The sequence below is a fragment of the Stenotrophomonas maltophilia genome, assembly GCF_047782825.1.
Lineage (GTDB): Bacteria > Pseudomonadota > Gammaproteobacteria > Xanthomonadales > Xanthomonadaceae > Stenotrophomonas.
The window spans coordinates 2,338,115-2,359,043 of record NZ_CP180589.1 but is presented as its reverse complement, the minus strand read 5'-3'; the positions used below and the strand labels follow the sequence as shown (position 1 = coordinate 2,359,043).

At 68.4% G+C, this 20,929-nt stretch carries 19 protein-coding genes and 1 tRNA gene; 12 read left to right on the top strand and 8 right to left on the bottom strand.

The genetic code is table 11. The features are described 5' to 3' along the window. Positions 1 to 25: 25 nt before the first annotated feature. Together ACM2ZB_RS11175 and wrbA are read right to left on the bottom strand one after the other, a co-directional pair. Positions 26 to 361, bottom strand: a complete 336-nt coding sequence (locus tag ACM2ZB_RS11175) for a DUF2069 domain-containing protein (RefSeq protein WP_416058506.1) — start codon at positions 359 to 361, stop codon at positions 26 to 28. Continuing rightward, entirely contained in the window at positions 358 to 951 is a 594-nt protein-coding gene (gene wrbA, locus ACM2ZB_RS11170; RefSeq protein WP_416058505.1) for an NAD(P)H:quinone oxidoreductase, read from the bottom strand. The genes ACM2ZB_RS11175 and wrbA overlap by 4 nt, the downstream gene beginning before the upstream one ends. A 77-nt stretch (positions 952 to 1,028) precedes the next feature. Between wrbA and ACM2ZB_RS11165 the strand changes: the two genes are divergently transcribed. Together ACM2ZB_RS11165 and ACM2ZB_RS11160 are read left to right on the top strand one after the other, a co-directional pair. Beyond that, complete coding sequence (locus tag ACM2ZB_RS11165; RefSeq protein WP_416058504.1) at positions 1,029 to 2,303, top strand: YihY family inner membrane protein; 1,275 nt, start codon at positions 1,029 to 1,031, stop codon at positions 2,301 to 2,303. Continuing rightward, entirely contained in the window at positions 2,300 to 2,875 is a 576-nt protein-coding gene (locus ACM2ZB_RS11160) for a TlpA family protein disulfide reductase (protein ID WP_416058503.1), read from the top strand. Before ACM2ZB_RS11165 ends, ACM2ZB_RS11160 begins: the two co-directional genes overlap by 4 nt. Before the next feature lie 610 nt (positions 2,876 to 3,485). Here ACM2ZB_RS11160 and ppk2 read toward each other — a convergent pair. The 5 genes from ppk2 to hemA all read right to left on the bottom strand — a co-directional run bounded on the left by ppk2 (position 3,486) and on the right by hemA (position 8,736). Then, positions 3,486 to 4,268, bottom strand: coding sequence for a polyphosphate kinase 2 (gene ppk2 / locus ACM2ZB_RS11155; protein ID WP_416058502.1), 783 nt, complete (start codon positions 4,266 to 4,268; stop codon positions 3,486 to 3,488). Positions 4,269 to 4,340: 72 nt separating this feature from the next. Beyond that, positions 4,341 to 4,691, bottom strand: coding sequence for a hypothetical protein (locus ACM2ZB_RS11150; protein ID WP_416058501.1), 351 nt, complete (start codon positions 4,689 to 4,691; stop codon positions 4,341 to 4,343). Beyond that, positions 4,688 to 6,388, bottom strand: a complete 1,701-nt coding sequence (locus ACM2ZB_RS11145; protein WP_416058500.1) for a tetratricopeptide repeat protein — start codon at positions 6,386 to 6,388, stop codon at positions 4,688 to 4,690. Before ACM2ZB_RS11145 ends, ACM2ZB_RS11150 begins: the two co-directional genes overlap by 4 nt. 4 nt (positions 6,389 to 6,392) lie before the next feature. After that, positions 6,393 to 7,475 carry a peptide chain release factor 1 gene (gene prfA, locus ACM2ZB_RS11140; protein WP_416058499.1) on the bottom strand — a complete coding sequence of 361 codons (1,083 nt, stop codon included), beginning with the start codon at positions 7,473 to 7,475 and terminating at the stop codon, positions 6,393 to 6,395. Continuing rightward, positions 7,453 to 8,736: a glutamyl-tRNA reductase gene (gene hemA / locus ACM2ZB_RS11135; RefSeq protein ID WP_416058498.1), complete on the bottom strand. Its 1,284-nt coding sequence runs from the start codon at positions 8,734 to 8,736 to the stop codon at positions 7,453 to 7,455. The genes prfA and hemA overlap by 23 nt, the downstream gene beginning before the upstream one ends. A gap of 63 nt (positions 8,737 to 8,799) precedes the next feature. Between hemA and ACM2ZB_RS11130 the strand changes: the two genes are divergently transcribed. From ACM2ZB_RS11130 to ACM2ZB_RS11085, 10 genes are all read left to right on the top strand, one after another. Then, the gene (locus ACM2ZB_RS11130) at positions 8,800 to 10,485 is read left to right on the top strand and encodes a tetratricopeptide repeat protein (RefSeq protein ID WP_416058497.1); all 1,686 of its coding nucleotides are present in this window, start codon (positions 8,800 to 8,802) and stop codon (positions 10,483 to 10,485) included. Next, complete coding sequence (gene lolB / locus ACM2ZB_RS11125; RefSeq protein ID WP_313442525.1) at positions 10,482 to 11,141, top strand: lipoprotein insertase outer membrane protein LolB; 660 nt, start codon at positions 10,482 to 10,484, stop codon at positions 11,139 to 11,141. Before ACM2ZB_RS11130 ends, lolB begins: the two co-directional genes overlap by 4 nt. Beyond that, positions 11,138 to 12,007, top strand: coding sequence for a 4-(cytidine 5'-diphospho)-2-C-methyl-D-erythritol kinase (gene ispE, locus ACM2ZB_RS11120; RefSeq protein ID WP_416058496.1), 870 nt, complete (start codon positions 11,138 to 11,140; stop codon positions 12,005 to 12,007). The genes lolB and ispE overlap by 4 nt, the downstream gene beginning before the upstream one ends. Positions 12,008 to 12,018: 11 nt before the next feature. Next, a tRNA-Gln gene (locus tag ACM2ZB_RS11115) sits at positions 12,019 to 12,095 on the top strand. 138 nt (positions 12,096 to 12,233) lie between these two features. Then, positions 12,234 to 13,193, top strand: a complete 960-nt coding sequence (locus ACM2ZB_RS11110) for a ribose-phosphate diphosphokinase (protein ID WP_005415400.1) — start codon at positions 12,234 to 12,236, stop codon at positions 13,191 to 13,193. Between the two features lie 108 nt (positions 13,194 to 13,301). Further along, positions 13,302 to 13,919 carry a 50S ribosomal protein L25/general stress protein Ctc gene (locus tag ACM2ZB_RS11105; protein WP_079220739.1) on the top strand — a complete coding sequence of 206 codons (618 nt, stop codon included), beginning with the start codon at positions 13,302 to 13,304 and terminating at the stop codon, positions 13,917 to 13,919. 48 nt (positions 13,920 to 13,967) lie between these two features. Further along, positions 13,968 to 14,546: an aminoacyl-tRNA hydrolase gene (gene pth / locus ACM2ZB_RS11100; RefSeq protein WP_079220740.1), complete on the top strand. Its 579-nt coding sequence runs from the start codon at positions 13,968 to 13,970 to the stop codon at positions 14,544 to 14,546. 133 nt (positions 14,547 to 14,679) lie between these two features. After that, positions 14,680 to 15,771, top strand: a complete 1,092-nt coding sequence (ychF, locus tag ACM2ZB_RS11095; RefSeq protein WP_313442521.1) for a redox-regulated ATPase YchF — start codon at positions 14,680 to 14,682, stop codon at positions 15,769 to 15,771. A 111-nt stretch (positions 15,772 to 15,882) separates the two neighbouring features. After that, a complete protein-coding gene (locus tag ACM2ZB_RS11090) occupies positions 15,883 to 16,524 on the top strand; it encodes a hypothetical protein (protein ID WP_416058495.1) in 642 nt (213 codons plus the stop codon). Positions 16,525 to 16,924: 400 nt separating this feature from the next. Beyond that, positions 16,925 to 17,623: a hypothetical protein gene (locus ACM2ZB_RS11085; RefSeq protein ID WP_416058494.1), complete on the top strand. Its 699-nt coding sequence runs from the start codon at positions 16,925 to 16,927 to the stop codon at positions 17,621 to 17,623. Between the two features lie 56 nt (positions 17,624 to 17,679). On the opposite strand, the gene ACM2ZB_RS11080 is transcribed toward ACM2ZB_RS11085, so the two are convergent. Continuing rightward, the gene (locus ACM2ZB_RS11080) at positions 17,680 to 20,904 is read right to left on the bottom strand and encodes an autotransporter outer membrane beta-barrel domain-containing protein (RefSeq protein WP_416058493.1); all 3,225 of its coding nucleotides are present in this window, start codon (positions 20,902 to 20,904) and stop codon (positions 17,680 to 17,682) included. Positions 20,905 to 20,929 lie beyond the last annotated feature (25 nt).

Genomic DNA, 20,929 nt, shown 5'->3' with positions numbered 1-20,929 from the left:
ATGATAAGGCCCGGCGGCCGCAGCGTCAGCGTCGCTTGCTGAAGCGCGCCCGCAGCCCCGGCACGCTGGCGGCGAAGATCACCAGCAGGGCCAGGGCGATCTCGATCAGGGCCAGCCAGCGGGTTTCCGGGTGGCTCCAGGCGCTCATCACGCCGTGGCTGAACCAGCCCAGGGCCAGCACCGAGGCCCAGAACCCGGCCTTGCGCCAGCCCAGGCGCAGGGCGATGGCCAGTGCCAGCGGCGGCGCGGTGAACACCAGCTGGGTGGCCAGCCAGTGCTTGTCATTGATGAACCAGCCCACGTACAGCGCGGCCAGGCCCAGCAGGGCCAGCAGCAGGACCGTGCGCGGCACGGTGTTCATCGGGCCAGCCGCTGGGCGATGTCGGCCACGCGGCGGCCCAGTGCCCGGGCCAGCAAGGCTTCGTCTTCCGTGGGCTGCGGGTCGTCGGCCGCGCCGGCCACGTGGCTGGCGCCGTAGGGCGTACCGCCGCTGGTGGTATGGCTCAGCGCCGGCTCGGTGAACGGAATGCCGACGATCAGGCAGCCGTGGTGCAGCAGCGGCACCTGCATCGACAGCAGGGTCGATTCCTGGCCGCCGTGCATCGAGGCGGTGGAGGTGAACACCCCGGCCGGCTTGCCGGCCAGGGTGCCGTTCACCCATTCGGCGCCCAGGCCATCGAGGAAGTGCTTGACCGGCGCGGCCATGTTGCCGAAGCGGGTCGGGCTGCCCAGCAGCAGGCCCTGGCACTCGGCCAGGTCCTGCACGCTTACGTAGGGCGCGCCATCATCGGGTACCGGCGGCTGTGCGGTCTGGGTCACTGCGGCCACCGGCGGCACCGTGCGCAGGCGCGCGGTCATGCCCGGCACCTCGCCGATGCCCCGCGCGATCTGGCGCGCCAGCCGTGCCACCGAACCGCCGCGGCTGTAGTACAGCACCAGAATCTCGCCCATCGCGCCCAGGTCTCCTCATCGTGTGGATGCCAGTATGGCTATCCTGCATCGATTCCGCATCGGGTACCCTTGCGCCGATGGAACCTCTGGATACGCTCAACCTGTGGATGGAGCGCGCGCGTGATCGCGCACGTGCCGCCAGCTTCGGCCGCTTCCTCTGGCGCCGCTTCCTCGACGACCGCCTGTTCCAGGCGGCGGCGGCGCTGGCCTACACCACCGTGTTCGCGCTGGTGCCGCTGGCGATCGTGGTGTTCGGCGTGCTGTCGGCCTTCCCGGTGTTCGACCGCTGGAGCGACCAGCTCAGCGACTATGTGTTCTCCAACTTCGTGCCCAGCGCCGCACGCGCGGCCGAAGGCTACCTGCGGCAGTTCTCGGCCAGTGCCGGCCAGCTCACCGCCGCCGGCTTCATCGCCCTGGTGGTCTCGCTGCTGATCACCCTCAACAGCGTGGAAGAAACCTTCAACCAGATCTGGCGGGTGGGCAGCACACGGCCCAAGCTGACCCGCTTCCTGGTCTACTGGACCGTGCTGACCCTGGGCGCCATGCTCGCCGCCGCTTCGCTGGCGGTGTCGGCGCGGGTGTTCGCGATGCCGCTGTTCGGCACCCAGGAGGGCCGCTGGCTGGCCGACATCTCGCTGCGGCTGGCACCGGTGCTGATCGAGTTCGTCTGCATCATGCTGATGTTCCGCGTGGTGCCGCACCACACGGTGAAGTGGCGGCATGCGATTCCCGGCGCGGTGCTGGCGGCGGTGCTGCTGGAGCTGATCAAGTGGGGCATTGGCGCCTACCTGGGCAGTTTCCAGTCCTACCAGAAGCTGTATGGCACGGTCGCCTTCGTGCCGATCCTGCTGTTGTGGATCTACCTGTGCTGGGTGGCGGTGCTGCTGGGGGCGTCGCTGGCCTCGTCGATGGCCGCCTTCCGCTACCAGCCGGTGGAACTGCGCCTGCCGCAGGGCTTCGAGTTCTACGGCCTGCTGCGCCTGCTTGGCCGTTTCCAGCAGGCGCGCGCGCTGGGCAGGAGCCTGGCCGACGATGAGATCCTGCGCCTGGAACCGCTGTTGACCGATTCGCTGCTGCAGGACCTGGTGTGCGAGCTGCAGGCCCATGGCCTGCTGCGCCGCGACGAGAGCGGCGACTGGCTGCTGGCGCGCGATCTGGACCAGGTCAGTCTGTCCGATCTGTATGAATGGACACAGCTGCGCATTCCCGTGGCCGAGCAGTATCTGCCCTACCGCGATGACAGCCTGGGCCAGGCCGCGCTGGCGGCCCTGGACGAGCTTCGCCTGCCGCTGCGCGAGCGCCTCAAGCGCCGTGTCAGCGACATCTACCCTGATTCCGGAGATACCCCATGAACCGCACGCCGTTGTTGTTGAAGGCTCTGCCGCTGGCCCTGCTGCTGGCCCTGGCCGCCTGCAAGCCCGCCCAGGAGCCGGCCCCGGCCAGCAGCGCCCCGCCGGCGCAGGCCCCGGCAGCGGCCGCCCCGGCACCGGTTGAAGAGACCCCGGCCGAGCGCACCACCGCCGAGTTCCCGACGTTGAAGATGAAGGCCGTGGACGGCAGCGACTACGACCTGGCCGCGCACCGTGGCAAGTGGGTGGTGGTGAATTTCTGGGCGACCTGGTGCGCCCCGTGCCGCAAGGAGATGCCGGAGCTGTCGGCGCTGCACGCGATGCGCAGCAACATCGAAGTGGTGGGCCTGGCGTACGAAGACATTGAAGCACCGGAGATGCAGTCGTTCCTGGGCAAGCACCCGGTGACCTACCCGGTGGTGATCGTGGACCCGTTCGACCCGCCGGCCGACTTCGCGATTCCGCGCGGCCTGCCGTTGACCCACCTGATCGACCCGAAGGGCAAGGTCGCGCACACGTTCCTGGGGCCGGTGACCGCTGCTGACATCGAACAGCAGATCGCTGTTGTGAAGTAGGTTTTTTTGTTTGCAGGGCTGCGCCCTGCACCTGCTGAAGCAAGATCAACGTCAAAAGCTGGCATTCCGTGGGTTGGCGGGGTGGGTCCGGTTGAGGGGGACGCTGCAAGTACGTCCATGTAAGCTCGGTCGCCGCATCCATGCGGCTCACGCCCCTTCAACCGGACCCACCCCGCCTTAGACAGTTTTCCGCGATCTGTCAGAGCGGCGTTCTGCTTTGGTGGGTGCCGACCGTTGTTCGGCACTGGGTCGGAGTCACACAGTAGAGCCACGCCATGCGTGGATGAGTTCATTCGATGTCTGACAGATTTCATCCACGCATGGCGTGGATCTACCAGCCGGGCTCCGACCCAATTCCAAATATCGATATCTGACAGATGTGCCGACCAACGGTCGGCACCACCAACAGATCGCAGGGATCTGTCAGAGGTGGGGCGGTGTGGGTGGACAGGACCGTTGGCGCCATGGATGGCGCCATCGAGCCCCCATGGATGGGTTTACGGCGTGTCCTGACCACCCACACCGCCCCGCCATCCCACGGAATGCCGCTTTGGCTTTTGCAGTTGACGTTGCATTGAGCAGGTGCAGGGCGCAGCCCTGCCGAACAACCTCAATCCTTCACCGGGAAATCCTCGATCGGGCGCAGCACGTCGTAGTGCTCCACATGCAGCTTGCCCTTCAACTTCGGCAGATCCAGCACCGGCTCATCCACCCGCGTATCCGGCAACCGGTCCAGCAGATTGCGCACCAGCGACAACCGCCCCAGCCGCTGGTCGTTGAAATCCACCAGCGTCCACGGCGCTGCATCGCGATGGGTCGCCCGCAGCATCGCTTCGCGTGCCTCGGTGTAGGCGCTGTACTTGCTGCGCGATTTCAGGTCCACCGGTGACAGCTTCCAGCCCTTCAGCGGATCGCTGTGGCGCTCGGCAAAGCGCTTCTCCTGCTGTTCCTGGTCCACGCACAACCAGTACTTGAACAGCAGGATGCCGTCATCCACCAGCAGCTGCTCGAACACCGGTGCCTGGTGCAGGAACTGCTGGTACTCGGCTTTGCTGCAGTAGCCCATCACCCGTTCCACGCCGGCGCGGTTGTACCAGCTGCGGTCCATCAGCACGATCTCGCCGGCGGCAGGCAGGTGGCTGGCGTAGCGCTGGAAATACCACTGCGTCGATTCGCGGTCGGTGGGCTTGGGCAGGGCGACCACCCGGCATTGGCGCGGGTTCAGATGCTGGCTGATGGCCTGGATCGCGCCGCCCTTGCCGGCGGTGTCGCGGCCTTCGAACAGCACCAGCAGGCGTTGCCCGCTGTGCTGCACCCAGCGCGCCATCGCGGTCAGTTCCAGCTGCAGCGGCTGCAGCAGTTCGTCGTACTCCTTGCGCTTGAGCTTGCCCATCGTTGCACCACGCTGGAAGGAATCCCGAGCCTAGCGCAGCGACGTGTCATGGCGTGTGGAGGCCGGCGCGCGCTAGCCGGGTGGGCGCCCGGTTCCCTGCACCAGCAGGTCGCCGGGCAGCAGTTCCAGCCGCACATCGTCCAGCTGCATGGGCTGGACGTGTACCGGCCGGCCTTCCTCGTCCAGTTCAAACACCCCGAAACTGCCGAAGGCATCGCCTGCCCACGGCAGCACCGTCACCTGTGCGCGGCCGTCGATCGCATGCCGTGCGCACAACTGCAGGCAGGCCAGCGCACGATCAAGCTGGCGCTTGCGCTCCAGCAGGGCCGGCGTGCCGGGGCGCTGCCGCAGTGCGTCGATGGTTTCGCGTTGCGCCGCCTGCAGCAGGGGCAGCACCTGGTCAAAGGCCGCGCTGTCGCTCATTGCATTCCCTGCCAGCCGTGCTCGCCGGCCAGCTGCTGCAGCAGTGCCGACAGGTCCGCGGCAAAGCCGGCCATGTCGAACACGCCGCTGCGTTCGCGCGCCTGCGCCAGCTCGGCGCGCAGTGCGGCCAGCGCCGTGGGGTCGTTGCCCAGCGCGCGGGCGGTGGCGATGAAGGCGGCATCATCGGCTACGTTCATCCGGGCCAGGCCCAGATGGTGGTTGAGGCTGCCGGCCACGCGTGCGGCGAAGGTATCGCCGGGGCAGGTCAGCACCGGGCAGCCGGCCCACAGCGCATCCGAGGCGGTGGTGTGGGCGTTGTACGGGTGGGTATCCAGGAACAGGTCGGCCAGTGCGTAGCGCGCCAGGTACTGCGGGTGCGGCAGCTTGGCCATGAACACCAGGCGCGCCGGGTCCACGCCTGCCGCCTGTGCGGCGGCGCGCAGGCGCGCGTCGGCGTGGCCGGGGCCGGACAGCAGCCACAGCACGCTGCCCGGCACCGCCTGCAGCACGGCGAAGGCGCGGCCCATGCTGCGGGGGTTGAGCTTGTAGCTGTTGTTGAAGCAGCAGAACACCACGCCGCGTTCGGGCAGGCCGCAGTCGGAGCGGGTCGGTGCCGGTTCCAGCACGCGGGTGTTGTCCGATGGCTGGAAGGCACGCGGCAGGCGCAGTACGCGTTCGCTGTAATGCGGTTCCAGCGCGGGCGGCAGGGCGAAGGCATCGCCCACCACGGCGTCCAGCCACGGTGCGCCGGACGTGCCGGGGTAGGCCAGCCAGTTCAGCTGCAGCGGGGCAGGGCGCATCGCCAGCACTTCCGGCGCGCCGCCACCGCCCCAGCCACGCAGGTCGAACAGCACGTCGATGCCCTGCGCGCGGATGTGTGCGGCCGTCTCGGCATGGCGTTGGCCGGCCACGTCGTGCAGGCGTGTGGCGGCCTGAAGGCGTTGGCGGAGACGGCTGCCATCGGTGCGGTTCAGTGCGAACAGGTGCAGCTGCAGTGCAGGGTCGGCGCGCAGCTGCTCCAGCAGGGCCACGGTCAGCAGGCCGGTGGGGTGGGCGCCGAAACCGTTGGACAGGAAGCCGATCCGCAGCGGGCCACGGGCACGGACCTGCAGCGGCGGCAGCGGGCGCACCGCTGCGGCCACCCGTGTGGCGCGGGCCTGCGCACAGGCGCGTTGTTCGGCGGCACTGGCGTCTTCGCTGAGGAAGGCGAAGGGTTCGACCAGGCCCTGGCGGTTGGCAACCGCAGCACGCACCTGCGCGGCCAGCGCGTCCACGCCCTGCCAGTCACACAGGCGGCGCTGCCAGGCCAGGCGCTGGGCGGCGATATAGGGTTCGTCGGGCATCAGCGCATGCGCGCGGCGGTAGGCGGCCGCCGCACCTTCGGCATCGTCGGCGTCTTCCAGTGCGTGGCCCAGCCACAGGGCGATGCCGGGGTGTTCCGGGGCCCGCGCGGCGGCGCGGCCCAGCAGGGTGGCGGCATCGGCGAAGGCGCCGGCCATCCAGGCCACGCGGCCCAGGCGTGCCAGCGCTTCGGGGTGGTCGGGGCGCAGCTGCAGGGCACGCCGTGCGGCCTGTTCACCGGCGGCGATGTCACCGGCTTCCAGTTCCACGTCGGCCAGCATCACCCAGGCGACGAAGTCACCCGGTTGCCGGGCCAACGCCTGCTGCAGTTGCTGCCGCTGCTGCCAGGCCGACATCGGCTCAGCCCGCCGACAGCTGGGCCAGCGCGTCCACCTGGTGCTCGTGGCTCAGGCGCTGCAGCAACGTGTCCAGGTCGCCGGCCAGGATGTTGGGCAGGTCGTACAGGGTCAGGCCTTCCACGCGGTGGTCGGTGATCCGCCCCTGCGGGAAGTTGTAGGTGCGGATGCGCTGGCTGCGGTCGCCGCTGCCCACCTGCAGGCGCCGCGATTCGGCCTGCGCGGCATCCTGGCGCTGGCGCTCGGCGTCCAGCAGCTGCGCCTTCAGGCGCTTCATCGCCTTGTCGCGGTTGGCGTGCTGGCTGCGCTCGGTCTGGCACTCCACCACCACGCCGGTCGGCACATGGGTGATGCGGATGGCCGATTCGGTCTTGTTGACGTGCTGGCCGCCGGCGCCGGAGGAGCGGAACGTATCCACCTTCAGGTCGGCCGGGTTGATCACGATGTCATCGACTTCGTCGGCTTCGGGAATGATCGCCACGGTAGCCGCCGAGGTATGGATGCGGCCCTGCGATTCGGTGGCCGGCACGCGCTGCACGCGGTGCGTGCCCGATTCGAACTTCAGGCGCGAGAACGCGCCGCGGCCGACCACGCGTGCCACCACTTCCTTGTAGCCGCCATGCTCGCCGGGGTTGTCCGACTCGATCTCGACCTTCCAGCCCTGGCGTTCGGCATAGCGGGCGTACATGCGGAACAGATCGCCGGCGAAGATCGCTGCTTCGTCGCCGCCGGTACCGGCGCGCACTTCCAGGAACAGGTTGCCCTCGTCGCGCGGGTCGCGCGGCACCAGCAGCAGGGCCAGCTCCTGTTCCAGTTCCTGCAGGCGGGCCTGGGCCGCGGCGATTTCCTCGTCGGCCAGTTCACGCAGGTCGGGGTCGGCACGCATGCCTTCGGCCGCGGCCAGGTCGGCCTTGGCACGGGTTTCGTCGGCCAGGGCGATGGCGATCGGTTCAAGTTGGGCGAATTCGCGCGAAAGATCGCGGAAACGAGTGTTGTCGGCGACCACATCGGGTTCGGCCAGCAGGCGTTCCAGTTCTTCGCGGCGCTCGGCCAGCGCTTCCAGCTTACGGCGCAGGGTCGGCGTCATCGGGTCTCACGGGTGGGTGGCGGTAACCCGGCGTGGCCGGGAACAGGCGCTCGGCGGCGCGGGTCAGATCGGCATCGCCACTGAGCGCGGCCGCGCGCAGGGCGGCGGTCGGCGGGTGCAGCAGGCGGTTGGTCAGGCCATGGGCCAGCAGTTCCAGCACTTCATCGGCCGGCTTGCCATTGGCCAGCTGCTGGCGCGCGCGTTCCAGCAGTTCGGCGCGGGTGGCCTCGCCGAAGGCGCGCAGCTGCCGCAGCGGGGCCTGGTGGGCGCTGGCCTGCAGGGTTTCGACGAAACGCGAGACCTGCAGGTCGATGATCGCCTCGGCTTCGGCGGCTGCCTCGCGGCGGCCGCGGCGGTTGTCTTCCACCGCGCGTTCGAGATCGTCCACGGTGTACAGGAAGGCATCGTTGAGGGTGCCCACCTCGGCTTCGATATCGCGTGGCACGGCCAGATCGAACAGCAGCATCGGCTTGTGCCGGCGCGCGCGCAGGGCCTTGGCCACCATCTCGCGGTGGATCACCGGCTCGCGCGCGGCGGTGGCCGAGAACACCACGTCGGCCTCGGCCAGATGGCGTTCCAGTTCGGTCAGCGGCAGGGCCACGCCGCCATGGCGGCTGGCCAGTTCCTGCGCATGGGCCAGGGTGCGGTTGGCGATCAGCAGGCGGCGCACCTTGCCCTCGCTCAGGTGCCGTGCAGCCAGCTCGATGGTCTCGCCGGCACCGACCAGCAGCACCGTCGAATCATCCAGGCGGGCGAACGCGTTCTGCGCCAGGCGCACGGCGGCCGAGGCCACCGACACCGGATTGGCGCCCACCTGGGTATCGGTGCGCGCACGCTTGGCCACCGAGAAGGTCTGCTGGAACAGCCGGTCCAGGCGCTGGCCCAGCAGGCCGTGGTCGCGCGCGGTGGACCAGGCGTCCTTCACCTGGCCCAGGATCTGCGGTTCGCCCAGCACCATCGAATCCAGCCCGGTGGCGACCCGGAACAGGTGGCGGACCGCATCGGCATCGGCGTGCTTGTACAGATAGCCCTGCAGATCGCCAGCCTGGCTGTGCAGCCACTGGTCCAGTGCCTGCGGCGAGTCGGCCACCGCGTACAGCTCGGTGCGGTTGCAGGTGGACAGCAGCACCGCCTCGGCGATCTGCGGGGTGTCGCGCAGCGAACCGAGCGCGCGCGGCAACGCGTCACCGGCGAAGGCCGCGCGTTCGCGCAGCTCTACCGGTGCGGTCTGGTGATTCAGTCCGAGCACCCACAGGGTCATTGTTCAGTTGCTTGCGATAAGCTGCTGGCCATTGGACGACATTTTAAGGCCCCGATGCCGACGATGCCCGCATTGATTCGCATCCCCAGTGTTCTGTTGCTGTCCCTGGCCTGCAGTCAGGGGCTGGCGGCGGCGCCGGCCAAGGCTCCCGTGCGGGCCGCGGCCACCGAGCAGCTGGCGCTGGAACCGGTAATGGCCGGTGAATTCGCCCTGCAGGCCGGCAAACTCGCCGATGCCGCGCACTGGTACCTGCAGGCCGCCCAGCAGACCGCCGGCGATGCCGGCCTGGCCGAGCGCGCGACCCGCATTTCCATGCTGGCCAACGATGATTCCAGCGCCGCCAAGGGCCTGGCCCTGTGGCAGCAGCGCGCGCCCAGCTCGCTGTCCATGCGCAGTGCCGCCGGTGCACTGGCAATGCGCCAGGGCAACGTGAAGGCCGCGCGGACCGAACTGCAGGCCCTGCTGGCCGACCCCGACGAGCGCGGCTGGAAGTTCGCCCTGGCTGCCCTGATCGGCGGTGGCCGCGACCCAGCCGTGCCGGCCCAGGTGCTGGGCGAGCTGGTCGATGCCAACGCCATACCGCAGAAGATCGAGGCCTGGCAGGAATTCGGCCGGCTGGCCCTGCGCATGGAAAAGCCCGAGCTGGCCCGGCGCATGATCGATGAAGTGGTCAAGCGCTTCCCCGAAGAGCCGCGCGTGGCCCTGCTGCGCGCCAGCCAGCTGCAGCAGGCCGGGCAGACCGCGCAGGCCCTGACCCTGCTGCGCGAGGTCGAGCCCAGGACCCGGCAGGACACGGAACTGCGCAATGCGGTGGCCATCGCCTATGACAGCCTGGGCCAGCCCGCCGCTGCCGAACGGGTGCTGGCCGTCGGCCCGCAGGACGTGCAGACCTGGGGCATGCGTGCCTCGCTGCTGGCCAAGCAGGGCGACAACGCGGCGCTGTCGGGCCTGTACAACGAACTGTCGCGGCAGGCGGCCAAGCCCGATCCGGCGCAGCGCCTGTTGCTGGGCAAAATTGCCGAATACCTCAAGCGCTACCCCGAGGCGGTGAACTGGTACCACAGCGTGCCCGGTGGCGAGGAACTGAGCGAGGCGCGCCTGCGTGCGGCCAACGCGCAGGGCCTGGCCGGGCGCCAGTCACTGGCGCTGGACGAGGTGCATGCCATCCAGTCCGATGCCAGCGTGGATGACGACGTCCGCCGCGATGCCTACCTGCTGGAAGCCGAACTGCGCCAGCGCGCCGACGACCTGAACGGCGAGCTGGACGCGCTGGCCCGCGGCCTGGCGGCTTACCCGGACGAGAACGGCCTGCTGTACGCCCGCGCACTGGCCTGGGAGCGGCGCGACGACATCGCCCGAGCCGAGGCCGACCTGCGCAAGATCCTGGTGACCGAACCGGAGAACGTGCCGGCGCTGAACGCCCTGGGCTACACCCTGGCCGACCGCACAGGGCGCTTCCAGGAAGCGCTGGAACTGATCGACCGCGCACGCGTGGCCGAGCCGGACAACGCCGCCATCGTCGACAGCTATGGCTGGGTACTGTATCGCCTGGGCCGCAACGAAGAGGCGCTGGTGCAGCTGCGCCGTGCCTGGACCCTGGCCCGCGATCCGGAGATCGCCGCCCATGTGGGCGAAGTGCTGTGGGTACTGGGCAAGCATGACGAAGCCCGCCACTTCTTCGAGGAAGCGGCCAAGCTCGACCCTGAAAACCGCGCGCTGCTGCGCGCCCGCGAGAAATTCAATCCATGAGTGTTTCCTTCATCCGGCCGCTGCTGCTGGCGGCCGCGACCCTGGCGGTGAGCGCCTGCACCAGCGTGGGCACGCAGAAGACCCCGGCCCCGGCCGTGGTCGAGACGGTTTCGGCCGCCGCCGCAGAGGCCGAAGCAGCCCGTGTGGGCGCCCTGCGCGAACAGGCCGACTGGGCATTCCAGGGGCGGGTCGCGGTCAGCAAGGGCAAGGACGGCGGCAGTGGCCGCATCGACTGGAAGCAGGAAAGCCGCCGCTACGTGGTTGAACTGAGCGCGCCGGTCACCCGCCAGAGCTGGAAGCTGAGCGGCGATGCGCAGTCCGGCGGCGGCCGCCTGGAAGGGCTGGCCGGTGGCCCGCGTGGAGGCGACGATGCCCAGCAGCTGCTGCTGGACGCCACCGGCTGGCAGATTCCGGTCAACCAGCTGCCCGATTGGGTGCGCGGTCTGGTGGCCGACGGCAGCGCTGCCGTGGACAAGGTCGAGCGCGATGCCGATGGCCGTCCGCGGCGGATCCAGCAGATGGGCTGGACCGTGCAGTACCTGGACTGGTACCCGGCCGAAGGCGAGCGCCCGGCCCTGCCGCGGCGGATCGAAGCGGCCAATGGCGATGCCAAGGTCCGCCTGCTGGTCGACCAGTGGGGGCAGGGCGCGCCATGAGCGCTGCGCAGGACGACGCGGGCTGGTCCTGGTGGCCGGCCCCGGCCAAGCTGAACCTGTTCCTGCACATCACCGGCCGTCGCGCCGATGGCTACCACGCGCTGCAGACCGTGTTCCGCCTGCTGGACTGGGGTGACCGCATCGGCCTGCGCCTGCGCAGCGACGGCCAGGTCCGCCGCCAGGGCGACGGCCTGGCCGGTGTGGCCGAGGCCGACGATCTGGCCGTGCGTGCCGCGCGGCTGCTGAAAGAAGCGGTCAATGTCGCGCAAGGTGTTGACATCATCGTTGAAAAGCAGGTTCCAGCAGGTGGCGGCTTCGGCGGCGGTTCGTCCGATGCGGCCACCGTGCTGGTGGTCCTGAACCGGCTCTGGAACGCGGGCCTGGAGGAGGACGCGCTGGCGGCCCTGGGCCTGCGCCTGGGCGCCGATGTGCCGGTCTTCGTGCGCGGGCGCAATGCCTGGGCCGAAGGGGTGGGCGAGCAGCTGCAGCCGATTACGCTGCCGCCGGCCTGGTATGTCATCGCCGAACCCGGCGTTCATGTTCCCACCCCGGCGCTGTTTGCGGATCCGGATTTGACGCGCGACTGCCCACAGGCGAAAATAGACGACTTCGCTTCCGGCGCTCTGGTCGGGAACGTGTTCGAGCCGGTGCTGCGCCGCCGCGAGCCTGCCGTAGAGGCGGTGCTTGTCGCGTTGAGCGGTATCGGCAGGGCACGTTTGACCGGGTCCGGAAGTGGTTGTTTCGTCGAGTTCGATTCGCAGGCTGCCGCAGAGCAGGGGCGAGCGAAGTTGCCGAAGGAGTTGCGGGCAAGGGTGGCCGCGGGCGTTGCACGTTCGCCACTGCTGGATGCACTCGAGCAACACTGATTCATCAATGCAGGGGCGTCGCCAAGAGGCCCAAGGCACCAGGTTTTGATCCTGGCATTCGGAGGTTCGAATCCTCCCGCCCCTGCCAATGCGGCTGTGTCCGCGCCATCCAGCGCATCGACCGCGCGGGACGTGGAAACAACCGCGGTGTTGTAAGCAGCAGGGGCCGCAGCGGTGCCTGCCGCTACCGGATCCCCGCCACTCGTCCCCGCCCGAGACAATCATGATGCAAGAGTCCCCGAACCTGCTGGTCTTTTCCGGCAACGCCAACAAACGTCTGGCGCAGAACATCTGCAAGGAACTGGGGGTTCGCCCGGGCAAGGCGCTGGTCTCGCACTTCTCCGATGGTGAAGTGCAGGTGGAAATCGAAGAGAACGTGCGCAAGCAGGACGTCTTCGTGATCCAGCCGACCTGCGCGCCGAGCGCGGAAAACCTGATGGAACTGCTGGTGCTGATCGACGCGCTCAAGCGCGCATCGGTGGCCAGCGTGACCGCCGTGGTGCCGTACTTCGGCTATTCGCGCCAGGATCGCCGCATGCGTTCCTCGCGCGTGCCGATCACCGCCAAGCTGGCGGCGAAGATGTTCAGCACCGCTGGCGCTGATCGCGTGCTCACCGTCGACCTGCACGCCGACCAGATCCAGGGCTTCTTCGATATCCCGGTGGACAACGTGTATGCGTCCCCGCTGCTGCTGGCCGACATCTGGCGCGCCTACGGCACAGAGAACCTGATCGTCGTTTCGCCGGACGTGGGCGGCGTGGTCCGCGCCCGTGCGGTGGCCAAGCGCCTGGACGACGCCGACCTGGCGATCATCGACAAGCGCCGCCCGCGCGCCAACGTCTCCACCGTGATGAACATCATCGGTGACGTCGAAGGCAAGACCTGCGTCATGGTCGATGACATCGTCGATACCGCCGGCACCCTGTGCGCCGCTGCCGCTGCCCTGAAGGCGCGCGGTGCGCTCAAGGTCGCCGCCTACTGCACCCACGCGGTGCTGTCGGGCCCGGCGGTGGACAACATCACCAATTCCCAGCTCGACGAACTGGTGGTGACCGATACCATCCCGCTGAAGGACGCCGCGCGGGTGTGCAGCAAGATCCGCCAGCTGAGCGTGGCGGAAATGCTGGCCGAAACGATGCGCCGCATCGCCTTCGGCGAGTCGGTCAGCTCGCTGTACGTCGATTGATTTTCGTCCCCGCCGGCAACGGTGGGGACACACCCCGGGTGCTTCTGGTCGCGGAAGCATCTTCAATCGCCACGCCGCAAGGCAGGGCAACAACCTGAGTAGTCGAAAATGTCGAAGACCCATGAAATCAAGGTCACCAAGCGTGAACTGCAGCGTAAGGGTGCGAGCCGCCGCCTGCGTCACGCTGGTGTGATCCCGGCCATCGTGTACGGCGGTACCGCCGAGCCGGTCGCCATCAGCCTGGACCACAACGAAATCTGGCTGGCCCAGCAGAACGAGTGGTTCTACGCCTCCATCCTGGACCTGAACCTGGATGGCAAGGTCGAGCGCGTGCTGCTGCGTGACATGCAGCGCCACCCGTTCAAGCAGCTGATCATGCACCTGGACTTCCTGCGCGTGAACGAGAACGAAGCCCTGACCGCTTCGGTTCCGCTGCACTTCATCAACGAAGACACCTCGCCGGCTGGCAAGGCTGCCGACGTCGTGGTCACCCACGAACTGAAGGAAGTCACCATCAGCTGCCTGCCGAAGGACCTGCCGGAGTCGATCGAAGTCGACCTGGGCGGCCTGAACGCTGGCGACGTGGTGTACCTGTCCAACATCAAGCTGCCGAAGGGCGTGGAAATCCCGGCCCTGGCGCTGGGCAAGGACCACGACGACGCCATCGTCACCGCCAAGCACGGCAAGGAAGACGCTGCCGACGCTGAAGCTCCGGCTGCCGAGTAATACCGTAGCGGTGCCTGCCCCCGGGCAGGCACCGTTCTGGAAGGAACCATGGCAGGACTGCGACTGATCGTCGGTCTGGGCAACCCCGGATCGGAACACGCCCGGACCCGGCACAATGCCGGGTTTCATTTCGTTGAGGCCCTGGCTGAAAAAGCCGGTGCACGCTGGAATGTGGACAGCAAGCTGTTCGGCGAGACCGCCAAGGTCGAGATCGCCGGGCAGACTGTGTGGCTGCTGAAGCCAGCCACCTTCATGAACCTCAGCGGCAAGTCGGTCACCGCCGCACAGCGGTTCTGGAAGATCGAGCCGGAGGAAACCCTGCTGGCCCACGACGAACTGGACCTGCCGCCCGGCGCGGTACGGCTGAAGTTCGACGGCGGGCACGGCGGCCAGAACGGCCTGCGTGACACCATGCGCCTGCTCGGCCACGGCAAGTTCCACCGCCTGCGCGTGGGCATCGGCCATCCCGGCCACAAGGACCGCGTGGTGGGCTGGGTGCTCGGCCGTCCGTCCAAGGACGACGACGTGCTGATCGCACGCGCCATCGACGATGCGATCGACGTGCTGCCGCTGGCGGTACAGGGCGATTTCAACGAAGCGATGAAGCGGCTGCACACGCCGAAGTAAAAGGTAGTGCCGGCCGCTGGCCGGCAACGGGTGCCAACCGGCCCCGATGGTAGATCGGCAACAACGAGACGGATTGGCCAAGCAGCGCGCGCGCTGTTTCACCAATCACTTTCACCCCAGAGAGCTGTCACCCATGGGTATCAAATGCGGCATCGTCGGCCTGCCCAACGTCGGCAAGTCGACCCTGTTCAATGCGCTGACCAAGGCGGGTATCGCCGCGGCGAACTTCCCGTTCTGCACCATCGAACCGAACGTCGGCATCGTGCCGGTGCCGGACCCGCGCCTGGGTGAGCTGGCAGCCATCATCAACCCGCAGAAGGTCATCCCGACCGCGGTCGAGTTCGTCGACATCGCCGGCCTGGTGGCCGGTGCGGCCAGCGGTGAAGGCCTGGGCAACAAGTTCCTGGCCCACATCCGCGAAGTCGATGCGATCACCCACGTGGTGCGCTGCTTCGAAAACGCCGACGTCATCCACGTCAACAACAAGGTCGACCCGATCTCGGATATCGAAACCATCGATACCGAACTGGCGCTGGCCGACCTGGACAGCGTCGAAAAGGCGCTGAACCGCGCCGAGCGCGCCGCCAAGGGTGGCGACAAGGACGCAGCCGCGCGCAAGCCGGTGCTGGCCAAGCTGCAGGCCGCCCTGGCCGACGGCAAGTCCGGTCGTTCGGTCGGCCTGGACGAAGAAGAGAAGGCACTGGTCCGTGACCTGTTCCTGCTGACCCTCAAGCCGGTGATGTACATCGCCAACGTGCTGGAAGACGGCTTCGAGAACAACCCGCACCTGGACGCCGTGCGCGCCCACGCCGCCGCAGAAGGCGCGCAGGTGGTGCCGGTGTCGGCCGCGATCGAAGAAGAACTGTCGCAGCTGGACGACGAAGACCGTGACACCTTCCTGGCCGACCTGGGCCTGAGCGAGCCGGGCCTGAACCGCGTGATCAACGCGGCCTACAGCCTGCTGGGCCTGCAGACCTACTTCACCGCAGGCGTGAAGGAAGTCCGTGCATGGACCGTGCGCAAGGGCGCCACCGCCCCGCAGGCCGCCGCGGTCATCCACACCGACTTCGAGAAGGGCTTCATCCGCGCCGAAACCATCGCGTATGACGACTTCATCAAGTACAAGGGTGAAGCCGGCGCCAAGGAAGCCGGTCGCCTGCGCCTGGAAGGCAAGGAATACCGCGTGCAGGAAGGCGACGTGCTGCACTTCCGCTTCAACGTCTGATCGACCCCACGTCGTGATGTCCAGCAAGGCCCCGCACTGCGGGGCCTTGCTGTTTCCGGAGCCCGCGCGGCATGCTGCGCGGCGAAATCAGCGACCAGGGAAGGTGTGCCCATGACAAGCCCGCAATCCAATCTGCCGTGCCCCGGCGGCGCTGCCCGCGTGCTGCTGGGCCTGCTTCTGCTGCTGGCCGCCGCGGCGTGCGCCGTCATCGCGCTGGGCGCGCTGGCCAGCGCCTTCTCGCTGCAGGACCGCGAACACGTGCAGGGCGCTGTGCAGCTGCTGCTGGGCGATGCGCCTTCGTGGCGTGGCGGCCTGGCCTTCGTCTGGCAGCGACTGGCGTCTACGGTGTCGGGGCCGACCGGCCTGATGCTGGTGATCGCCGCCGTGGCAACCTGGGGTACGACATCCGCCGCCATCGCCTGCGCGCGGCTGGCCAACGCCACGGCGCCCGCCGTGCGCGCTGCCGGCGGGCGGTTGCGCCGCGTGGGCGTGTGGGGACTGCGCGCGGCGCAGCTGATCGTCGCGCTGCCGTTGCTCTACAGCGGCCTGCGCTCGGCACAGGAAGTGCTGCGGGGCTGGGGGCGGTTGCGGGCGATGGGCATCGACGGCACGGCCGCCGCAGGGTATATGGCCAGCGCTGGAACGGACTTCCATATCGCCGTGTCCTGCCTGCTCGCCGTCGTGCTGCTGGCGATGTTGCTGCTGCTGACCCTGCGTTGGCGTGCGTCTGGACAAAAAATGGCCACGCCCTGAAACGCCTGCCGTGCGTGGCTCACCGCCACTTGTCCACACCAAACCCCCACCGCTTTGCACCTGCAATGTGGAAAACCCCGCAAGCGTCCGCAGCGCCGCGTCCATGCACAGCGCTGCGGAAGCTTGCCGACACAGGGTGGACAAAAAAGCGCCAGGTGTTGAAACCACTGCGGTGCAAGGCTCGCACCGACTTGTCCACACCAAGTTCCCATCGCTTTCCACGCGGTGTGTGGAAAACATCCGACGCCATGGACAAAAAATCACCACGCTTTGAAACCCATGTGGCGCAATGCTCGCGCCCACTTGTCCACACCAAGTTCCCATCGCTTTCCACGCACGATGTGGAAAACCCACTGGTCGCGATGGGGTGTCATGCTTGTGCGCCTTCTGGAGAATCCCGATGACGCCACGTGCGTATGCGTGGGCAGCCGCGATTGTCGTACTCGGGTTGCTCCTGGCCTGTGGATCCCGCTACATCACGCGTCCCACAAGGATCGGCGGTGTGGTGTCGGCGCCGGAGTGCGACAAGGCCAGCATGCTGGCTGCAATGCGCCAATGGCTGCGCCCCGAAGTGGATTTCAGCGAGAGCACGGGTATCTACCTGGACGCCGCCGACCCTGCGGATGAGGAGGCGCTGATCGCCTATGTCGCCTTGGCCCGCATCTGCCCGCCGCCTGCTGGACGACGCGCCGATGACGCAGGCGCCTTTGCCGAACGGCTCGCCCGGATCGCATCCGGGTTCATCATGGAGGGCACGCTCGAGCCCGGCCGCTATGTCCTGACCGGCACTGCAGGTGGCCCCGGGGGAGACGCCGTGGTGGCCGTGACCTCCGAACACCTTGCACTGCTGCGTAGCATGAATACCCGGCCCTACGGGCGAGCGGTGATGCTGATGGACAGCAAGCGCCCTTACGGGGACATGTCGTACTTCTACATCGACCTGGCCCGTGCACTGGGGGAGCCGGTGCCGCTCGATGCGAGCGGCCGGGCAGCGTTCGCGCCGGAGGTGACCGCCCGGTATGACCAACTGCACGAGCAGATGATCGGCGTGGTCCGCGTTTTCTGGCGCTTTGCGGAACCGGCGCCGTCTTCGTCCTGAGGTCGGCTGCCGCAGACGCAAGGGGCCCGGTCCTGCCGACCGGGCCCCGCCTTGCATCACCAGTGGTAGGACACACCCAGCTGTCCGCCGATATCGCGGAAGCCCATGCTCCCGCTCTGCCGGCTGATCTCGCCCCAGCCGCGCCAGCCGCCGGACAGGTCCACCTGCACACCGGCCTTGGCCTCGTAGATGTCGCGCGGCAACTGCCGCTGCAGCAGCTCGCCGTCCATGGCAATGGCCGCATCGTTGCCACCGGACCACCAGTTCACCGCCACGAAGGGATGCACCTGGCCCTGGCCCGGCGTGAGCGCGCGGCTGTACAGGCGCAGGCCGACACGGGTCGTGGTCTCGCCGCCGCCGCGGTCCTCCACCTGGGTGCCGTTGGCTTCCACCACGCGGTCGGCGTCGTAGCGGCCGTGGATCACCTGCAGCTGCGGCTGCAGGTAGATGCCGCGCTGGGCGGTGTGGTGCAGCGGCAGGGTGTAGCCGGCTTCGGCCGACGCGGTCCAGCTGTGCGCGTCGTAGCGCTCCTTCTGCAGCCCTTCGCCCTGCACGCTGTTGCGGAAGCGGCCGTACTGCAGCCAGCCATCCACATACAGGCCGCGCTGCATGGTCGCGTCCTGCAGCCAGGTGGCATACGCGCCCACGCTGCTGCCTTCCACCACGCCATGGGCGGTGTAGCCGGTCAGCGTGGAACGGCTGTCGTTGCGTGCCCGGCCATGGCCCAGCATCGCGCCCACCTGCAGTTCGCCCTCGCCCTGCACATCGAAACGGCGGCCCACGCCAAGCAGCACGCTGTCCATCGAGCCGTCGACCTGCACCTGGCGGCGGCTGTCGTGGCTGTCAGGCTGGTTGCTGCGCACGTGCAGCCACGCAACCGCTTCGCCGGTGTGGCCGGCCTGCACGGCCGGGTCGCCGGCACGGTCGTACAGGCCATGGCGGAACATGCCCAGCGCGCTGCTGCGGTTGGCCTGGTAGACCGCCGGTTCCGGGCGCTCCACCTTCGGCGGCTGCGGCGGCAGCGGCGGGTCCAGCGGATCGATCGGCGGGTCGACCGGCGGCGGCGGCGGGTCCACCGGATCAACGGGCGGATCCACCGGCGGATCAATGGGCGGGTCGACCGGCGGATCCACCGGCGGCACGTACTCGGAACGCAGGTACCAGTTGCCATCGTCCGGCGTGCTGACCCCACCCTTGAACAGGAAGTAGTCATAGGCACCGGCCACGGCGCGGCCCTGCAGGGTGAACTGCGCATCGGACTGCCCGCCCACGCTGATCAGGCGGATGCCTTCGCTGGTCAGCGCGCCGGCGCCGCCCGCGTTGCGCACGCTCACCGTGGCGGTGCCGCTGCTGTTGCCCTCGATCACCAGGCCATCGCCCAGCGACGCATCGTCGCCCAGCGCACGGTTGAACAGCCACTGGCCGCCATTGCCGATGTAGTCGCCGGTGACCGTCACCGTCTTGAAGCCCGACGCATCAGGTGCATCGAAGGCGATGAGGCCGGCATGTTCGAGCGTGCCCAGGCTGGAGCTGGCGCGCACGTTCCACTGGCTGCTGGCGTCCAGCCCCAGCTGCGCCACCTGGTAGCCGGAATCACTGCGCAGCGCACCGCTGAACTGCGTGCCGTTGTTCAACAGCATGTGCACGTCGGCGGTGGCGCTGTCGACCACCACATCACCGGCCAGGGTGCTGGCATCGGCCACGAAGTCGATGCGGCTGGTGGCCACGCTGCTGCCATCGGTGAACACCGTGTCGCTTACCCGCAGCAGGCGCCCACTGCCGGCACCGGCGCTCACATCACTGTTGTTGACGGTCAGCGCATGGTTGCTGCCCTGCAGCCAGAACGCGGCGCCGCTGGCGGTTTCGATGTGCGCGTTGTTGAAGGTCGCGCGGTTCCAGTAGGGCCCGAACGCGGTCAGGTAGGAGCGATAGGCGCCGCTGTTGCTGCCGGTCATGCGGATGTCCACATTGTCGGCCATCGCCAGCTGCGCGGTGTTCATGTGCACGATGCCGAACACGTTCTCGCTGGCGCTGCGGATCGTCACGTCATCCAGTGCGACGCCGGCTGTCGAGCCGCCCAGGAATACGCCACCGCCGCCGTTGCCGGCGATCTCCAGCGTGGTTCCCTTCAATTGCCCAAGGCTGCTGGTGGCGCCGGTGGAGCCGGTCACGCGCAGCCCGTAGACGGCATCGCCATGGGTGGTGATCGTTCCGCCCTGGACGCTGGCCAGCCCGCCATAGACTTCCACGCCGTGGCCGTTGGTGCTGGTCCAGGTGTCCACCGTGCTGTCGGTCAGGTACAGGCGCGATTCGTCGCTGGACAGCCAGAATCCGGAGAAGCCGTCGCGCACGTCGAAACTGGCGTCGCTTGCGGTCAGGCGGCCCCAGTTGTTGATGTTGGCGCCGTAGCCGCCCACGGTGCTGAAACGGCCACCGACGATGTCCACGCTGGAATAGACGCGGGTGGTGCTGTTGCCCATCACCCGGATGTTGCCGCCGATGGCATCGGCCTCGACGTTGTCCAGCAGCAGGCTGGCACCGCCGTCGATGTCGAAGAAGCCACCGTGCAGCTGCGTGTTCTGCAGCTCGGCGCGGCTGCCGCTGCCACTGGCACTGACACCGGCCAGCATGCCGCCCGGTGCAATGTCGATACGGCTGTTGGAAATCGACAGCAGGCCGCCACTGGTGGCCATCAGGCGTGCGCCGCGTGCGCCCTGGATCGTGCTGCCGTCAATGCTGACCAGGCTGTCGGTGCCGGTGGAGGTGGCCAGCGCCACGCCCGCAGTGGAATTCAGCGAGCCCCCCCGGAACAGGATCTGGCCGCCATTCTGTGCGATCAGCGGACCGCGTCCGCCGGCAGAACCGGCACTGCCGATATCCACGTTGTTCGTTTCGATGATGCTGCCGGGCGCATCGGCGAGCAGGGCATAGGCAGACCCGCTGCCCAGCTCGATGGTCAGGTCGTTCAAGGCGACCGAAGCACCGGACAGCGCGCGCACCGCGCTGCCTGATCCGGTCACCAGGATCGGTGCGCCATTGAGGGTGAGCCGGGTGCCGGCGTCCTTTGCCGTCACCGCAAATGCGATGCCGCTGTTCACCACGCGGTTGCCGGCGTCGATGATCTGTTCGCTTCCGCCTTCTACGGTGATCGGAGCGAGGTCGGCCGCCTGCACGGGCAGTGCCGCGCACAGTGCGGTCGCCAGCAGGCTGGGGATCAGGGGTGTGCGTCCAGCACGCGCGCGCACAGGCGCACGGCGGGGCCGTGGGGAGAAGACGTTCATGATGGTGGACTTCCTGTGGCAGGGC

Coding starts and splice junctions, on each gene's coding strand:
- ACM2ZB_RS11175 (WP_416058506.1), bottom strand. CDS start 361: ATGAACACCGTGCCGCGCACGGTCCTGCTGCTGGCCCTGCTGGGCCTG.
- wrbA (WP_416058505.1), bottom strand. CDS start 951: ATGGGCGAGATTCTGGTGCTGTACTACAGCCGCGGCGGTTCGGTGGCA.
- ACM2ZB_RS11165 (WP_416058504.1), top strand. CDS start 1,029: ATGGAACCTCTGGATACGCTCAACCTGTGGATGGAGCGCGCGCGTGAT.
- ACM2ZB_RS11160 (WP_416058503.1), top strand. CDS start 2,300: ATGAACCGCACGCCGTTGTTGTTGAAGGCTCTGCCGCTGGCCCTGCTG.
- ppk2 (WP_416058502.1), bottom strand. CDS start 4,268: ATGGGCAAGCTCAAGCGCAAGGAGTACGACGAACTGCTGCAGCCGCTG.
- ACM2ZB_RS11150 (WP_416058501.1), bottom strand. CDS start 4,691: ATGAGCGACAGCGCGGCCTTTGACCAGGTGCTGCCCCTGCTGCAGGCG.
- ACM2ZB_RS11145 (WP_416058500.1), bottom strand. CDS start 6,388: ATGTCGGCCTGGCAGCAGCGGCAGCAACTGCAGCAGGCGTTGGCCCGG.
- prfA (WP_416058499.1), bottom strand. CDS start 7,475: ATGACGCCGACCCTGCGCCGTAAGCTGGAAGCGCTGGCCGAGCGCCGC.
- hemA (WP_416058498.1), bottom strand. CDS start 8,736: ATGACCCTGTGGGTGCTCGGACTGAATCACCAGACCGCACCGGTAGAG.
- ACM2ZB_RS11130 (WP_416058497.1), top strand. CDS start 8,800: ATGCCCGCATTGATTCGCATCCCCAGTGTTCTGTTGCTGTCCCTGGCC.
- lolB (WP_313442525.1), top strand. CDS start 10,482: ATGAGTGTTTCCTTCATCCGGCCGCTGCTGCTGGCGGCCGCGACCCTG.
- ispE (WP_416058496.1), top strand. CDS start 11,138: ATGAGCGCTGCGCAGGACGACGCGGGCTGGTCCTGGTGGCCGGCCCCG.
- ACM2ZB_RS11110 (WP_005415400.1), top strand. CDS start 12,234: ATGCAAGAGTCCCCGAACCTGCTGGTCTTTTCCGGCAACGCCAACAAA.
- ACM2ZB_RS11105 (WP_079220739.1), top strand. CDS start 13,302: ATGTCGAAGACCCATGAAATCAAGGTCACCAAGCGTGAACTGCAGCGT.
- pth (WP_079220740.1), top strand. CDS start 13,968: ATGGCAGGACTGCGACTGATCGTCGGTCTGGGCAACCCCGGATCGGAA.
- ychF (WP_313442521.1), top strand. CDS start 14,680: ATGGGTATCAAATGCGGCATCGTCGGCCTGCCCAACGTCGGCAAGTCG.
- ACM2ZB_RS11090 (WP_416058495.1), top strand. CDS start 15,883: ATGACAAGCCCGCAATCCAATCTGCCGTGCCCCGGCGGCGCTGCCCGC.
- ACM2ZB_RS11085 (WP_416058494.1), top strand. CDS start 16,925: ATGACGCCACGTGCGTATGCGTGGGCAGCCGCGATTGTCGTACTCGGG.
- ACM2ZB_RS11080 (WP_416058493.1), bottom strand. CDS start 20,904: ATGAACGTCTTCTCCCCACGGCCCCGCCGTGCGCCTGTGCGCGCGCGT.